The organism is Roseburia inulinivorans DSM 16841, assembly GCF_000174195.1.
GTDB lineage: Bacteria > Bacillota > Clostridia > Lachnospirales > Lachnospiraceae > Roseburia > Roseburia inulinivorans.
The window spans coordinates 1-12,365 of record NZ_ACFY01000041.1; the positions used below are offsets into that span (position 1 = coordinate 1).

At 39.8% G+C, this 12,365-nt stretch carries 15 protein-coding genes; 10 read left to right on the forward strand and 5 right to left on the reverse strand.

All coding sequences use genetic code 11. The annotated features are described in order from the left end of the window. Positions 1-253: 253 nt before the first annotated feature. Both ROSEINA2194_RS04435 and ROSEINA2194_RS21765 read right to left on the reverse strand, forming a co-directional pair. Positions 254-430 carry a site-specific integrase gene (locus ROSEINA2194_RS04435; protein ID WP_227970483.1) on the reverse strand — a complete coding sequence of 59 codons (177 nt, stop codon included), beginning with the start codon at positions 428-430 and terminating at the stop codon, positions 254-256. Positions 431-465: 35 nt separating this feature from the next. Then, positions 466-645 (reverse strand): hypothetical protein, encoded by a 180-nt coding sequence (locus tag ROSEINA2194_RS21765; RefSeq protein ID WP_007883882.1) that lies wholly within the window; start codon positions 643-645, stop codon positions 466-468. Between the two features lie 305 nt (positions 646-950). Here ROSEINA2194_RS21765 and ROSEINA2194_RS04445 point away from each other — a divergent pair, with 305 nt between their 5' ends. From ROSEINA2194_RS04445 to ROSEINA2194_RS04470, 6 genes are all read left to right on the forward strand, one after another. Beyond that, positions 951-1,469 (forward strand): RNA polymerase sigma factor, encoded by a 519-nt coding sequence (locus ROSEINA2194_RS04445; RefSeq protein WP_007883883.1) that lies wholly within the window; start codon positions 951-953, stop codon positions 1,467-1,469. Beyond that, positions 1,459-2,220, forward strand: a complete 762-nt coding sequence (locus ROSEINA2194_RS04450; protein WP_007883884.1) for a hypothetical protein — start codon at positions 1,459-1,461, stop codon at positions 2,218-2,220. Before ROSEINA2194_RS04445 ends, ROSEINA2194_RS04450 begins: the two co-directional genes overlap by 11 nt. Continuing rightward, on the forward strand, positions 2,204-3,079 hold the full coding sequence (locus ROSEINA2194_RS04455; protein WP_007883886.1) for an ABC transporter ATP-binding protein: 876 nt from the start codon (positions 2,204-2,206) through the stop codon (positions 3,077-3,079). Before ROSEINA2194_RS04450 ends, ROSEINA2194_RS04455 begins: the two co-directional genes overlap by 17 nt. Before the next feature lies 1 nt (position 3,080). After that, positions 3,081-4,292, forward strand: coding sequence for an ABC transporter permease subunit (locus tag ROSEINA2194_RS04460; RefSeq protein ID WP_007883887.1), 1,212 nt, complete (start codon positions 3,081-3,083; stop codon positions 4,290-4,292). A 99-nt stretch (positions 4,293-4,391) separates the two neighbouring features. Continuing rightward, positions 4,392-4,853: a M15 family metallopeptidase gene (locus ROSEINA2194_RS22785; RefSeq protein ID WP_007883888.1), complete on the forward strand. Its 462-nt coding sequence runs from the start codon at positions 4,392-4,394 to the stop codon at positions 4,851-4,853. A gap of 254 nt (positions 4,854-5,107) precedes the next feature. After that, positions 5,108-5,599: a gamma carbonic anhydrase family protein gene (locus ROSEINA2194_RS04470; protein WP_044927201.1), complete on the forward strand. Its 492-nt coding sequence runs from the start codon at positions 5,108-5,110 to the stop codon at positions 5,597-5,599. 85 nt (positions 5,600-5,684) lie between these two features. Here ROSEINA2194_RS04470 and ROSEINA2194_RS04475 read toward each other — a convergent pair whose 3' ends face one another. Then, positions 5,685-6,452: a sulfite exporter TauE/SafE family protein gene (locus ROSEINA2194_RS04475; protein WP_007883897.1), complete on the reverse strand. Its 768-nt coding sequence runs from the start codon at positions 6,450-6,452 to the stop codon at positions 5,685-5,687. 4 nt (positions 6,453-6,456) lie between these two features. Beyond that, positions 6,457-6,894, reverse strand: a complete 438-nt coding sequence (locus ROSEINA2194_RS04480; RefSeq protein ID WP_007883898.1) for a MarR family winged helix-turn-helix transcriptional regulator — start codon at positions 6,892-6,894, stop codon at positions 6,457-6,459. 280 nt (positions 6,895-7,174) lie between these two features. Between ROSEINA2194_RS04480 and ROSEINA2194_RS04485 the strand changes: the two genes are divergently transcribed. Beyond that, a complete protein-coding gene (locus tag ROSEINA2194_RS04485; RefSeq protein ID WP_007883901.1) occupies positions 7,175-7,582 on the forward strand; it encodes a CBS domain-containing protein in 408 nt (135 codons plus the stop codon). A 16-nt stretch (positions 7,583-7,598) separates the two neighbouring features. Then, the gene (locus tag ROSEINA2194_RS04490; RefSeq protein WP_007883902.1) at positions 7,599-8,279 is read left to right on the forward strand and encodes an HAD family hydrolase; all 681 of its coding nucleotides are present in this window, start codon (positions 7,599-7,601) and stop codon (positions 8,277-8,279) included. A 29-nt stretch (positions 8,280-8,308) separates the two neighbouring features. Here ROSEINA2194_RS04490 and ROSEINA2194_RS04495 read toward each other — a convergent pair whose 3' ends face one another. After that, positions 8,309-9,124 (reverse strand): MerR family transcriptional regulator, encoded by an 816-nt coding sequence (locus ROSEINA2194_RS04495; RefSeq protein ID WP_021923417.1) that lies wholly within the window; start codon positions 9,122-9,124, stop codon positions 8,309-8,311. A 218-nt stretch (positions 9,125-9,342) separates the two neighbouring features. Between ROSEINA2194_RS04495 and ROSEINA2194_RS04500 the strand changes: the two genes are divergently transcribed. Beyond that, positions 9,343-10,671 carry an MATE family efflux transporter gene (locus tag ROSEINA2194_RS04500; RefSeq protein WP_021923418.1) on the forward strand — a complete coding sequence of 443 codons (1,329 nt, stop codon included), beginning with the start codon at positions 9,343-9,345 and terminating at the stop codon, positions 10,669-10,671. Between the two features lie 177 nt (positions 10,672-10,848). Further along, positions 10,849-12,360: a flotillin family protein gene (locus ROSEINA2194_RS04505; RefSeq protein ID WP_044927199.1), complete on the forward strand. Its 1,512-nt coding sequence runs from the start codon at positions 10,849-10,851 to the stop codon at positions 12,358-12,360. The last annotated feature ends 5 nt before the right edge of the window (positions 12,361-12,365 follow it).

Genomic DNA, 12,365 nt, shown 5'->3' on the forward strand with positions numbered 1-12,365 from the left:
TATGTATTGAAATGACAAAAGAATTGTCAGAATATTCATAAATAGAAGATAATTTACGTTATTTTGAGGTCGTTATATACACGTGGTACACAAGTGATATACAGGTGGTATACACTCGTTTTTACTGATTTTGGATGATTTTTTGAAGCATTTCATCCGGTGTTTTTCAAGATGATTCAAGCTGAATATGAGTGTAATGTTAATAATAAGAAACATCATAAGTGTATCCAGCAATCAGTCTCGATTTATTGTTTTATATCTTGTTCACTTCTGTAAGAAGTTCTTCTAAAGTCTTATGGGTGTACGTTCCCTTGGTGGTGTCGTTTTTCATACTGTGTCCCATAATCAATTTGATACATACGTCATTTGCTCCGGCGCTGTCCATGAGTGAAGCAAAGGTGTGTCTGCCATCGTGGGGCAGGTGTTTCATTTTGAGTTTTCCTATGCATGTATTAAAATTGCCGTTCATGTAGGTTCCGTAGGTGTAATGATTTCTTCATCGGAATACCTATCATGTATCTGCTCCATAGAGTTTGTCCATTCATAAACCAGACCTTCTGTTAAATCCTTGCGTATTTTAAAAGAATTGAAATAGTCATCGATGATTGCATTCACAAAATCATTGGTGCATTTGCAATATTGCATTAAATCTCCATTTTCATTAGGAATAAACGCTTCTATGGAGGACGCAGAAGGCGATGCTGAAGAAGCAACCGTTGATACATAATGGGTAAACAGAGTTGCCAGTGCGGGATTGTGTGGGAAGTATTACTCTAAGCGGAGGAAAAGGTAGTGTTTGATTTATTTGATATTTTTGAAAGGAGTTGAGATAAAATATTGGTTTAATAGTTTCATTCGTTTTAAGAAAAAATGAGGAATCTTTTAATCATTTTAAGTGCATAACCCGTTATTATATATAGATAGATATTCAATGGAAAGGAGTCTGATGCGTGTTGAGTGATGACGAATTAGTGGAACAGATTCTACTTGGAAATGAAAATGCAGCAGAAGAATTGATAAAACGCTATTATACATCTATTTTACGTTACTGTAGGTGGCATTGCTCTAATCTGGAAAAAGCAGAAGACCTGACTCAGGAAACATTTTTGAAGTTGTTTAAGAATTTATCCGGATATAAAGGGAAAAAGAAATTTAAGGCTTATCTATACACGATTGCAAACCATTTATGTATTGATGAAAGTAGGAAGGTTGAGTTTTCTCCAATAGAAGATGAAGAAAATATAGTGCATGAGTATAACGACATAGTTCGGCTAGAGGATAGGGCAGAGATAAGCTATTTTTTGAATTTTTTATCATCAGAACAAATGGAAGCAGTCATTCTACGCTTTGGAGAACAACTTAGTTTTGGAGAGATTGCAAAAGTGATGGGATGCAATATGCGAACAGCACAAAGCAGGGTTCGTAATGCTTTAAAAATTATGAGAAAGGAGCAGGAAAATGAAAGATAAAAATTTGAAGGGCTATTTACAGCAATCTTTAGGAGAGGAAGTACAGCCTAAAAGATTAGAGGAAACGATTAAGCTTTGCACTGAAATTGTACGAGAACAGGAAGTGACTAGGGCAGAACCGAGGACAGGTTTCTTTCACTATCTTTCAGATGTATTTCGCTTTGAAGGTATTCCAATATTTGGTTTGCAGGCAGTAACGTTATTTATAGTTTGTTTAACAATTGCCAGCATTGCAGACGTGCCAAAGAATATACCAATTTTTATGCCGCTGTTTGTATTGGCTGTCATGCCAGCAATTTTTAAAAGCCAGTATTATGGAATGAGCGAGATTGAAGCGGTAACAAGAGCTTCTGGTGCCCAAATCACGTTAGCAAAGCTAGTTTTGGCTGGGGCTGCTAATTTGGTGTGTATAACAATTCTTTTGTGTATGGAAGTTTATTTGCAAAATTCTTATAAAGAGATTGGACAGATGGTTCTATACTGCCTGGTTCCGTACTTAGTGTGTATGGTTGCGTTGCTACGTTTGATCCGTTTGCAAAAGAAACAGAGTTTACAGATATGTGCGATTGTAATGCTGGGTTCCTGCATTTGTTGGGGTATGTCAGCAAGAATATTGCCATGGTTATATGAAACATCAGCAGTGGGGGTGTGGATTGTTACATTTTTGATTTTTGCTATGTTCTTTATAAATGAAATTCATTATATTGCAGAGATGAGAAAGGAAGGAAAAATGTATGGAATTGTCGCTTGATCGTTTAACAAAACAGTATGGCAGGAAAATAGCGGTAGATTGTGTTAGTGCAACCTTAAAGCCGGGAGTATATGGTCTTTTGGGGGCTAACGGTGCAGGTAAAACAACATTGATGCGTATGCTATGTGCTGTTTTGGAGTCAACCTCAGGGGAGGTATTGCTGGATGGAAAAGAAATAACTTCGATGGGGGCAGATTACCGGAATGTGTTGGGTTATTTACCACAGGATTTTGGATATTATCCAAATTATACTGCGGTGGAGTTCTTAATGTATATTGCAGCACTGAAAGGAATACCGAAGAATGTTGCAAAAAAACGTGTGACTGAATTGTTGGAAGTGGTTGATTTAAGCCATGTGGCAAACAAAAAAGTAAAAACTTTTTCTGGTGGTATGAAACAAAGAGTAGGAATTGCACAGGCGTTGCTTAATAATCCGAAAATTTTGATTTTGGATGAGCCGACTGCAGGACTTGATCCGAAAGAGCGTGTCCGTTTTCGTAATCTGCTCTCAGAGTATGCAGGCGATAAAATTGTAATTCTTTCCACACATATTGTATCGGATATAGAAGCAATAGCAGATGAAGTGCTATTGATGAAAAAAGGAAAATTTGTATTGCAGGGTACGGTTCCTGAGTTGATTCACAAGGCAAATGGTAAGGTTTGGGAGCTTTCTGTTTCTCCACAAGAAGCTAGACAATGGCAGACAAAAACAACGGTTGCTAATTTACGGCACGAAGGAAAAGAAATTATATTGCGTATTATTTCAGACAATATGCCTAGTGAGCGAGCGGTTCCTTGTGAAGCTACATTGGAAGATCTTTATTTATTTTATTTTTCCACAGAGGAAGGAGTGAAATAGAATGGAACTATTTTGGTTAGAGCATAAAAAGTTATGGCGAAAGAAAATTGTTAAAATATGTGTGTTGTTGTGTTTTGTTTATTGTGTAATTTTTGGAAGCATACTTTCGTTTCAATGGTTCGGTTTTGGCAGTTCAGATGACTATACAAGTGCTTTTGGCAATAATTTTGATGGATATACAGTAATAAAGGATAGTCAGGAATATGCACTTTCATTTGGTGGAGAATTGACGGATGAAACCTTGCAGAAAATAGTAAGTAATTATCAGCAAATGGAAGCTGATGGTATGGAGGAAGAACTGGAAAAGACAGACTGGCAGATAGTTAATAGTTGGCTCGGAACATTGTATCCGGAGCTTCGAGATACCAGTAATTATAAAACGATGATAAGCTATGTTGATCCGGATAAGTTAACAGGCTTCTATGAAAGAAGACAGCAGGTGCTTGATGAGTTTTTGGAGGTCAGTGGTCAGGTAGGAGCTGAAAAAGAGTTTTTACATCAGATAGAGAGAAAGGTAGAAAAACCATTTCGTTATGAGTGGGTAGAAGGCTGGTCAACGCTTCTTGGTAGTATGGTTGCGGATCTGGGAGTTGTGATGGCTTTGTTTCTCGGTATTGTTTTATCCTCTTTATTTGCGGGCGAATGGCATGATAATACAAGCACACTAGTATTGACGACTCGAAATGGTTGGGGGAAAATAGCTCTTGCCAAAATTCTTACTGGTTTAGCGTTTACAGTGGAGTTATTTGCATTACTTGCTGTTTCAAGCGTTATATCACAGTTGTTTTTTATGGGAACTGCCGGATGGAATATGCCGATTCAGAATATCAAGCTGATTGCTGTTGCACCTATGAATATGCTGCAGGCAGAAATTTATGAATATGCTTTTGTACTGCTTGGAGCAATAGGTTTTGCCGGAATTGTTATGTTTATATCAGCGGCTGTAAAAAATAATGTACTTACCTTACTGCTTAGTCTGGCTGTTGTATATGGACCAATGATGATTGCAGAATATCTTCCTTATGAAATGCAAAAAGCATTGGATTTAATACCATTGGTAGGAAGTTCAACAGATATTTTCAGAACTAATACTTTTCGTATTTTAGGGAAGCTTATCTGGTCACCATATCTACTTATTACTATTCCTGTCTTGATTGGTATTCTATGTATGCCATTCGCTATAAAGAGCTGGTCAAGAAGGATGAAGGCATAAATAACAATATGGCAAAGAAAAGAGATAAAAAAAATAAGTTGCGAGGAATTATCGAATGGTCAAAAGGTGGATAGCAGGATATATCCGTATTTACAAGAAATGTTTGATGCAGCAAGGAAAGATGGAATATATCCGGTTGTTTGGGAAGGTTATCGAACTTATGAAGAACAGCAGAAAATATTAGATGATAAGATAAAGGCTTATATAAATGAAGGATATTCACAGTCAAGAGCAGAAAGAACTGCTAAGGAATGGGTAGCTTTGCCCGGAACAAGTGAACACCAATTAGGCATTGCAGTTGATATTAATGCTGATAAATCAAAGAGCTCAAATGATGAGGTATATACGTGGCTTGCCGCAAATGCACATAATTATGGTTTTTGCATTGACAAGGAAGGAGTAACAGAAGAATGGCTCAACTCGAAGGCAAAGAGCGCCAGAATGTATGGAAAACTCTGTAAATTCGGTGATGAAGAAAAGGCAATTCAGATAGCACAGCAGAAGTTGGAGCGATGTAAACGAGAAGGTAAAACAAAGCCATTTTGTGTACAACATTTTTAAATGAAATCTAAAATGAATCTGGTAGAAAACCATAAATCTGTCGGATTGGGATTTAAAAATCAATCGGATTAAAATTATAAAATCTATTGGATTGAAAAAAATTTGTTGGATTAGATTTGTAAAATCAGTCGGATTGGAATAAAATAAATCATGAATATATGGGAATTAATAGTTCCGGAAACATGTTTTCATTATGTAGTGCCAATTACGGCATTGAAAAATTAATTGTTATGGAAAAGCAGGGAGGAAAAAATATGGAATCGAAAAAATCAGAATCAGATAATCAGAAAATACATATTTTTCTTGCCCCGGGCGCACATGTTGTCGGGGATGTAACATTAGGGGAGAACGTTGGAATCTGGTATAATGCAGTGGTGCGTGGTGATACGGGAAGCATTTTTATCGATGACAATTCCAATGTGCAGGATAACAGCACACTGCATACGGATGAAGGACATTCCATCCACATCGGAAAAGGTGTGTCCATCGGACATAATGCGGTAGTCCATGGTTGTACGGTTGGAGATAATACCGTTGTGGGAATGGGAAGTATTCTGCTAAGTGGTGCTGTTGTAGGAAAGAACTGCATCATCGGAGCTGGTGCACTTGTCACCGGGAAAATGGTCATCCCAGACAATTCCATGGCATTCGGAAATCCGGCAAAAGTAGTACGCCAGCTCACGGCAGAGGAAGTGGAAGATAACCGGCATAATGCACAGCATTATGTTGATCTGATGAATAAATAATTTGTTTAAAGCTATCAGGCAGAGCTTAATGTGGAACAGAAAATGCCAGTCCCAATATTGACTGGGCTGGCATTTTGCAGTTATTTTAGAAAACATACTGCACAGCAATGATCGCAGCACCGAGGATCACTAAGATCACACCAGTCGCCTGATTTAACAATTTTGCCGGTGCTTTATTCGCAAGAACAGCGGCAACTCTGGCAAAAATCAGAGTGCTGACTATGCAGAGAATAAGGACAACCAAATCAGGAGTGCCTCCGATCGCAAAATGGCTGAGTGCTCCAGTCAGGGCGGTGAAAGTCATAATGAAAACACTGGTTCCGACTGCCGTTTTCAATTCGTAGCCCAGAACGGATGTCAGGATCAAAAGCATCATCATTCCGCCTCCGGCACCGACAAAGCCGCAGATGCATCCGATGACAGTTCCGCAGATGATGGATTGGATGATCCGTTTTTTGGGATCGGTGGCAGCCATCGTTTCTTTGGTTGTCATAACGGGTTTTACGATGAATTTAATACCGAGTAACATTGTCATAAATGTGGAAAAACCGCCCATGGTCGTGCTTGGGATAAAGCTTGCCAGATAACTTGCAACAAAGGTAAAGATCATGACGGTGAACATCATCACAAGTCCGTTTTTAATATCCAGATTCTTATTTTTTCCATAGGTATAAGCGGAAACTGCGCTCGCGAGGACATCGCTGGCAAGTGCGATACCGATTGCCTGGTAGGCGTCCATATGTAAAAAAGCAATGAGCATCGGGCTGATTACAGCCGCTGCGCTCATTCCGGCAAAGCCGGTGCCAAGGCCTGCGCCAAGTCCGGCGAGCAGACATACGATAAATGTTATCATAATTTTACAACTCCTTTTCTAATTTGATCACCTGATTGCGGATTTTTTCTGATAATTCATGGTAAAGTTTTAATTCTGTGTCCGTCAGTCCGGCAGTGACAGAGGTGAAAAAATGCGTCTGCATTTCTCGACCATCCGCTATAATAGGCTGGCATTTTTCCGTGAGGCATAACCGTTGGATCCTTCGGTCATGACGGTCGTTTTCTCTTATCAGATAGCCACTTTGAGCGAGTCTTTCCGTTGTCACCGAGACAATGCCTTTTTTAATCCCACGGGTTTCACAGACATCCTTTGCGGTGTTATACATTGGGTTGTTAGCGATAAATAAAATCAGATCCAGATCGCTCTGGTTCAGCTGGTACTTCCTGCAGAGAGGCGTGCAAAAAGATTCGTATACATGCATGATTTTTTTATTTGCAGTTAATAATTCAGAAGGAAACATAGACTGATACACTCCTACGAAAAATTGATTTACTTTTGGTTATTATTTACAATAAGTCTAAAATTAGACCTTTTAAAAATAGATTATACAAAAAGAACAAATTTGTCAAGGAATAAAAAATTCATATTCTTTTCACTGGTGTGTATAAGTACTTGATGATACAATGAGTGCAAGTGAGAAGAACGCATTCATGCGTTCGGCGAGCGACGAATGTTGATCATGAAGCTTTGCTTCATGATATAATGAGTGCAAGAGAGAAGAACAGGAGAGGGTGCAAAAGATGAATATATTATTTTTTCTGACACCAAAAGAAGAGGTGGCACATGTGGAGGAGGATGATACTTTACGACAGGTCGTAGAAAAGTTAGAGTATCACGGTTACAGTGCGATTCCACTGCTGGCGCTTGATGGAAAATATATCGGTACGATCACGGAGGGGGATCTGCTGTGGGAGATGAAGGAAAAAGATTTTCCGGATGTCCATCGCATGGAAAAAATCCGAATTACAGATGTAAAGAGGCGAAGAGACAACGAGGCAGTAAAAATCTCGGAATCCATGGAAGATTTATTTGAGAAGATCACGAACCAGAACTTTGTTCCTGTAGTAGATGACAATGGCATTTTTATTGGAATTGTCACACGTAAAGATGTACTGCTCTATCTGGCGGGAAAACTCAGAAATCATTGAAAAGGAACGATTAAAAATGTCTGAGAAGAAGCAATGGGAACTAAGAGTCAAATGCCTTGTGTTAGATCACGATGACACGGTTGTAAAAAGTACACCGGAGATTAATTTCCCGGCATTTTTGCGGTCACTGAAAGATCTGCGTGGCACGACTATGAGCTATGAACAGTTTGTGGAGTATAATTTTGATCCGGGATTTTATGAGATGTGCGCGGACATTTTGCACTATACGCCGGAGGAGATCAGGTATCAGGAGGCAGAGTGGGAACGTGCGGCGGCAGTGACAATCCCGGCTGTCTATGAGGGCTTGCCGGAGATACTGCATACTTACGTGGAAAATGGTGGCAAAATCTGTGTGTCTTCCCATTCCATGCGAAAGACGATTTTGAGAGATTACGAGGCGGCAGGACTGCCGACGCCGGAACTTATTTTCGACTGGGCATGTCCGGAGGGGAAAAGAAAGCCGCATCCCTATGCATTGCAGGAAACCATGCGTATTCTGAATTTAAAGCCGGAGGAACTTCTCATGGTGGATGATTTAAAACCCGGCTATGACATGGCAAAGGCGTGCGGCGTTCCGTTTGCCTGTGCTGGCTGGTCGGATAACCAGATTCCGGTCGTGCGGGAGTATATGCAAAAATACTGTGATTACTATCTTAAGACGACAGCAGAATTAGAGAAGATCTTATATAAGGATTAATAAAAGCAGGGGATGCCCTGCTTTTACATTTAAGAAATGATTCTGACACCAATTTCCGTCACATAATCTTCAATCGATTCTGCCATCAGATTATTGACGGCATATGTTTCTAAAAAAATGTGATCTATTTTTATCTGCCTACATCTGGCATATTCCAGCAGTCGTTCATACGCGGCCCCGATCGTATTCCAATGGCCTTTATGGTAGCCCGTCAGATATTCACCGGCTTTGAGTATCTGATAGTCCATACCTTTTGGCTTTTTAAATGGAAGGATGACCGCATTTGTGTAATTGTCATAAACACCGGACAGAATATCGTTCTCATTCTGGATATAGCCGATCTCATAATCCATCTGATAATTTCTGCGCTCGAATTCAGTGATAAATTCATTCGTCTTTTTCAGGATTCCTGCATCCGTTTCATCTCGGATTTCCTCATAAATATAGTAGCGGTTCGGAAATTGCTTTCGGAAAACGTGCTCAAAGTCAATGCTCCAGATTCCCTTCATTTTTTCTTTTCTGCCACGGATAAACTGTTGCTGGTATTTTAATCGTTTGATCTGTTCTGTGATTTTTTTATCCTCTTTTTCAAAAAGTTCCATCAGGCTTTCCGGGCTTCGATGATCCATAAATTCTTTGATTTCATTTAACGGCATGCCCATCTCTTTCAAAATGATAATTGTGTCAAATACTTCCATCTGGTAAATGGAATAATAGCGGTAATCGTTGGTATCCACAATTTCCGGTAAAAATAAACCGATATTATCATAATGAAACAAGGTATTTTTTGTCACACCCATGCGCCTTGCAAACTCGCCTGTAGTCATGTATTTGTTGTGATCCATACGGTATCTCCTTATGTCCAGATTAACAATGATAAAGCTTAAAAAGTACTGTGTCATTGAGGATGGAAACGTTTTAAAATTTGCACTTGACTATATTGTTACCATATAGTTTATGATAGCATTTGTGCGCTGAAATGCCAATGATTATTTGGATGCGTACCATAATGATACAGATTAAGATTACTTAATATGAATAGAATTTTACGAAAGGATTTTGTATGTCACAGTCAATCAGTCAGAAATTTACACCGATTTCATTGTTAAAATTTGCATTACCATCCATGGTTATGATGATGTTTATGTCGTGTTATACGATTGTGGATGGAATTTTTATTTCAAGATATCTTGGCAGTGAGGCACTCTCTGCGGCAAATATTGTATATCCGGTTTTCAATCTTTTACTGGCAGTCGGAATCATGTTTGCGACAGGAGGAAGTGCCGTTGTCAGTAAAAAACTTGGGGAGGGGAAAAAAGAAGAGGCCATGGAGGACTTCTCGTTTCTCACTGCAGTCGGAGTGGCGCTCAGTGTACTTTTGATGATCGCCACATTACTTTTTCATAATCAGATCAGTCTGTTTTTAGGTTCCAGTGAACGTATTTTAGATTACTGTAATGCCTATCTGATCTATCTTGTATTGTTTGCTCCGGCATGTATGTTACAGTCGTTGTACCAATCCTTTTTTGTCACAGCAGGAAAACCGCGTCTTGGTCTGGTGCTTACTGTGATCGCCGGGCTTGCGAATGCTTTTTTTGATTATTTTTTTCTTGCGGTCTGCGGTATGGAAATTGAAGGAGCTGCGATTGCAACCGGAATTGGACAGATGATTCCTGCCGTTGTAGGAACCGTATACTTTTTCTTTTTCAAGGGTGAATTGCATTTTGTGCCGTTCCATTTTCATGGGGCAACCTTAAAACAGTCTTGTTTTAATGGTTCTTCAGAGATGGTCAGCAATCTGGCAAATGCGATCATCACGTATTTATTCAACATTATTTTAATGCGCATTGCAGGAGAAAACGGAGTTGCTGCCATCACAATTATTTTGTATGCTCAGTTTCTGTTTAACTCGCTCTACCTTGGATTCTCCATCGGTGTTGCGCCTGTCATCGGTTTTCAGTATGGAGCGAAAAACCGTGACCAGTTGAAAAGTCTTTACAAAATATGTAATTGCTTTGTGATTGCATCCTCGGTAGTTATTGCCTTCTTCTCATGGCTTCTCTCGGATGGCATTGCATCCATTTTTGTTCAAGACCGCGGGGAAACTTATGTCATGGCATCTGAGGGGCTGCGTATTTTTGCATTGTCGTTTTTGTTCAGCGGATTTAATATTTTTTCGTCTTCGTTGTTTACAGCCTTATCCGATGGAAAAACGTCAGCCATTATTTCGTTTGGCAGAACGTGTGTATTTATTATCCTGTCACTGATGATTCTGCCCAATATTCTTGGACTTACCGGTGTCTGGCTCGCAATTCCGGTTGCGGAATTTCTGGCAGTTTTTGTGTCGGTTTATTATCAGTGGACAAAACGGAAAAAATATGGGTATCTGTGATAGGATGAAAAATTAAGAAATCTTTAAGGTTAAATGTATAGGATTCTAACATTAAGTCATTTATAATAAAAAATATCATACAAATGTTAAAACAAGGAGGCTAAATCCTCTCCTCGTTCAGGGGAACAAATTTTACTTTGTAAAATGGGATTTGCTTCGCAAACAAGGAGGATTAAGATGTTAGAATTGATTCCAGCTTCTGCAATTATCGCAATTGTGGTGATTGCACTCATTGTCATTTTTTTAGCCGTCGGCTATGTGAAGGCACCACCGGATATGGCATTTATTATTTCCGGTATTAAGAAAAAATCAAAAATCGTAATCGGAAAAGCAGCCATCCGCATTCCGTTTTTTGAACGTCTTGATAAGTTGAATCTTCGACTGATCCCAATTGATGTCAAAACCAGCAATGCAGTGCCGACAGCAGATTACATTAACATTAATGTAGACGCAACGGTTAACGTTAAAATCAGTAATGAACCTGAAAAGTTAAGACTTGCAGCAGAAAACTTCCTGAATAAGAACACAGAATACATTGCAGGTGTGGCAAGAGAAGTTCTCGAAGGTAATGTGCGTGAGATCGTAGGAAAGATGAAGCTGGAGGAGATGGTTTCGGATCGACAGAAGTTTGCAACTCTTGTAAAAGAGAATGCGGAACCTGACCTTGCAGCTATGGGACTGGATATTATCAGCTTTAACGTACAGAACTTCGTAGATGGAAATGAAGTTATCGAGAACCTGGGTATTGATAATATCGTAAAAATTAAAAAGGCAGCAGCAATTGCCAGAGCAGAAAGTGAAAGAGATATCAAAGTTGCGCAGGCAGCAGCAGACAAAGAATCCAATGATGCAGCAGTTGCAGCTCAGACGGAGATCGCAAAAAAACAGAATGAACTTGCAATCAAGCGTTCCGAGTTACAGCAGGAAGCAGATACGAAAAAAGCTATGGCAGATGCCGCTTACGAAATCCAGAAAGAGGAGCAGCGTAAGACTATTGAGGTAACAACTGCCAACGCAGATATTGCAAAACAGGAACGTGAGATTGAGTTAAAACAGAAAGAGGTTGCAGTTAAAGAGCAGGCTCTTGAGGCAGAAGTTAAGAAGCAGGCGGAAGCAGACAAATATGCAGCACAGCAGAAAGCTGATGCGGCTCTCTATCAGAGACAGAAAGAAGCCGAGGCAAAACAGTTTGAGGCACAGCGTCAGGCAGAAGCAAGAAAAGCGCAGGCGGAAGCAGACCGCTTTGCAAAAGAGCAGGAAGCTGAAGGTATCCGTGCAGTAGGTGAAGCAGAAGCAGCAGCCATTCAGGCAAAGGGTGTTGCGGAAGCAGAAGCGATGGAGAAAAAGGCAGAAGCATATGCAAAATACAACAAAGCAGCTGTAGCCGAGATGATGATCAAAGTTCTTCCGGATGTTGCTGCAAAGATTGCAGAGCCATTAGGTCAGATCGACAAAATTACGATTATCGGTGGCGATGGTGGCAACAATGGTGTTGAGCAGGTTGCAGGAAATGTTCCGGCAGTCATGGCAAAGCTTTTTGAGAGTATGAAAGAAGCTACCGGCATTGACCTTGCAGATATCGTAAAAGCGGATACCTATGACGCAAAAGTAAATCGCAATGTCAATGTGAGTGGAATTGATTCCGTAAACCTTGTAGTAAAAGACGAGAAAGAAAATCCAACCACTTAGTTCGT

What these genes read in the sequence shown, in the direction of transcription:
- ROSEINA2194_RS04435 (WP_227970483.1), bottom strand. Translation starts at nt 430, where the DNA reads ATGAAACACCTGCCCCACGATGGCAGACACACCTTTGCTTCACTCATG.
- ROSEINA2194_RS21765 (WP_007883882.1), bottom strand. Translation starts at nt 645, where the DNA reads ATGCAATATTGCAAATGCACCAATGATTTTGTGAATGCAATCATCGAT.
- ROSEINA2194_RS04450 (WP_007883884.1), top strand. Translation starts at nt 1,459, where the DNA reads ATGAAAGATAAAAATTTGAAGGGCTATTTACAGCAATCTTTAGGAGAG.
- ROSEINA2194_RS04455 (WP_007883886.1), top strand. Translation starts at nt 2,204, where the DNA reads ATGGAATTGTCGCTTGATCGTTTAACAAAACAGTATGGCAGGAAAATA.
- ROSEINA2194_RS04460 (WP_007883887.1), top strand. Translation starts at nt 3,081, where the DNA reads ATGGAACTATTTTGGTTAGAGCATAAAAAGTTATGGCGAAAGAAAATT.
- ROSEINA2194_RS22785 (WP_007883888.1), top strand. Translation starts at nt 4,392, where the DNA reads ATGTTTGATGCAGCAAGGAAAGATGGAATATATCCGGTTGTTTGGGAA.
- ROSEINA2194_RS04470 (WP_044927201.1), top strand. Translation starts at nt 5,108, where the DNA reads ATGGAATCGAAAAAATCAGAATCAGATAATCAGAAAATACATATTTTT.
- ROSEINA2194_RS04475 (WP_007883897.1), bottom strand. Translation starts at nt 6,452, where the DNA reads ATGATAACATTTATCGTATGTCTGCTCGCCGGACTTGGCGCAGGCCTT.
- ROSEINA2194_RS04480 (WP_007883898.1), bottom strand. Translation starts at nt 6,894, where the DNA reads ATGTTTCCTTCTGAATTATTAACTGCAAATAAAAAAATCATGCATGTA.
- ROSEINA2194_RS04485 (WP_007883901.1), top strand. Translation starts at nt 7,175, where the DNA reads ATGAATATATTATTTTTTCTGACACCAAAAGAAGAGGTGGCACATGTG.
- ROSEINA2194_RS04490 (WP_007883902.1), top strand. Translation starts at nt 7,599, where the DNA reads ATGTCTGAGAAGAAGCAATGGGAACTAAGAGTCAAATGCCTTGTGTTA.
- ROSEINA2194_RS04495 (WP_021923417.1), bottom strand. Translation starts at nt 9,124, where the DNA reads ATGGATCACAACAAATACATGACTACAGGCGAGTTTGCAAGGCGCATG.
- ROSEINA2194_RS04500 (WP_021923418.1), top strand. Translation starts at nt 9,343, where the DNA reads ATGTCACAGTCAATCAGTCAGAAATTTACACCGATTTCATTGTTAAAA.
- ROSEINA2194_RS04505 (WP_044927199.1), top strand. Translation starts at nt 10,849, where the DNA reads ATGTTAGAATTGATTCCAGCTTCTGCAATTATCGCAATTGTGGTGATT.